The organism is Psittacicella hinzii, from assembly GCF_003585935.1.
Classification (GTDB): Bacteria; Pseudomonadota; Gammaproteobacteria; order Enterobacterales; family Psittacicellaceae; genus Psittacicella; species Psittacicella hinzii.
The window spans coordinates 1-2,254 of sequence record NZ_NRJG01000175.1; the positions used below are offsets into that span (position 1 = coordinate 1).

Here is a 2,254-nt window from a genome sequence, read left to right on the forward strand (position 1 = left end):
AGATAATGCATCATGTAAATTTTCGAACTTATCAAGATCATCTATTAATTGACACTGAACATTTAGTGGAGGAATAGGTAACAATAATTTATTGTAATTCGCTCTACTGATACCAAGTCTTCCAGAGCTCTGTCCACTAAGAGAAAGCAAATTTATAGTACTAAGGTAGTAATATAAATATCTAGGGTTGATAAACTCTGTATCAATAACAGTATAAAATACAGAACCTAAACAATAAAAAGGCTCGGTCACGTAAAATAATTTTTCTAAACTACCAGATCCCGGAAGGATGACCGATGTCTGATCGTGTACATATTTATCGATATATCTGTCTAATCCACCGGCTCCATATACTGGAAAGGGATTAGAATGTGACCGTTGTTTACTTCCTTGATCTGATTTTGTTCTTACTCCAGATTTAACTACAGATATTTCATCTAAATACTTATATACAATCTCTTGCGATTGTAATAGTCTTTTGACATAACTATTTCGATGCATATAAACCTCTACTTGAACTTAGCAATTAGTGCATCTACTTCAGCACGTAATCTATTAACTTCAGCTACAACTTCAACTAGTTCTTTATTTACAGCATCAATGTCAATTACTTCACGCGTAGACTTAGGTTCAACGTATTTACCTACAGAAAGATCGTAGTCATTAGCAACAATGCTCTCATAAGAAGCGTTCTTAGTAACATATTGGATCTCTTCTTTAGAGGCGAACATCTCAACGATTTTATCGATATGTTCATCTGTTAAAGAGTTATTGTTTTTCCCTTTAACACAGAACTCTGAAGCATTAATAAACTGGATATCTTTGGTTTTCTTGTTTTTTGATAGTACAAGAATATTAACTGAAATTGAAGTTCCGAAGAATAGTTTATCTGAAAGAGAAATAATTGATTCTACGTAGTTATTATCGACTAAGTATTTACGGATCTTTTGTTCAGCTCCAACACGATACAGGATACCTGGGAAACAAACGATAGCTGCTTTTCCGGTTTCAGAAAGATAGTTTAATGCGTGTAAAACAAAGGCAAAATCAGCATTGTTTTTAGGTGCTAAAACTCCTGCTGGGGCAAAGCGTTCATCACCAATTAATGTAGGATCATCTTCTCCTACCCATTTAACTGAATACGGAGGATTAGAAACAATAACATCAAATTCTTTAATGTGTCTAAATTCAGGCTTTAATAAAGTGTCACCTAAATAAATATTGCATTTCGTGTAATCAACCTTATGCAGTAGCATATTCATACGCGCAAGGTTATATGTAGTTGGATTAATTTCTTGTCCAAAAAATCCATCTAATAGATTCTTTTTCTGTAACAGTTTTCCAGCTTGGAGAAGAAGAGAACCTGAACCACAAGCTGGGTCATAAACTGCATTTACTTTTTCTTTTCCGTGTACTGCTAAACGAGTAAGTAACTGTGATACTTGAGGGGGAGTAAAGTATTCACCACCTGATTTACCAGCATTTGCTGCATAATTAGAGATTAAGAACTCGTAAGCGTCACCGAATAAATCGATTTTATGATCTTCAATTTTACCGAAATTTAATTCAGCAATGCCTTGAAGAATTGCAGCTAAACGTTTATTTTTCTCTGCAGCTGTAGATCCTAAACGAGAGCTTGTAACATCGAAGTCAGCAAATAATCCTTTAAATACTCGTTCAGATGGTAGACCTGCTGTGAATTTTTCAATTTGATCAAAGGCCTCTTTCAGGTCAACATTTAAATTACTGTTTTTATGTGCATCTTTAGCAATATTACAGAATAGTTTACTAGGGTACATAAATAACCCTTTAGTTTTAACAATATCCTCGATGATTTCGTGTTGTTGCCCATTTTTAGACATTATTTCGATAACTTCTTCATCTGTTTGAGTAGGATAATCCTTTTCCATATAATCCATTAGGTGTTCACTAATGAAGCGATAGAAAAGAATCCCTAATACATATTGTTTAAAATCCCAACCATCAATAGATCCACGTACATTATCAGCAATTTGCCAAATTTTGCGCTGTAATTCAGCGCGTTGCTCCATAAATAACATTGTTTATACCTTAACAATTTAAAAAAGTAACATTCTTAATAATTCATGTTTACCTCTAGCATACCAGCGAGGTAAATTCATACTATTCAATTATACTAAGAAATTAGGTTAAATCGCTAGGAAACAGAGAAAAATTGGTATTAAAAGGGATCTTTAGATTTTGATTGCAATGATTATTACAATCGCAAGAGATT

At 33.4% G+C, this 2,254-nt stretch carries 2 protein-coding genes; both read right to left on the reverse strand.

Going from position 1 to position 2,254, the window contains the following annotated elements; genetic code table 11:
* Positions 1 to 501 (reverse strand): restriction endonuclease subunit S (locus CKF58_RS07735; RefSeq protein ID WP_222987768.1); only part of this gene is annotated, 501 nt, incomplete at its 3' end.
* Between the two features lie 8 nt (positions 502 to 509).
* Positions 510 to 2,060 (reverse strand): type I restriction-modification system subunit M, encoded by a 1,551-nt coding sequence (locus tag CKF58_RS07740; protein WP_119532623.1) that lies wholly within the window; start codon positions 2,058 to 2,060, stop codon positions 510 to 512.
* Positions 2,061 to 2,254 lie beyond the last annotated feature (194 nt).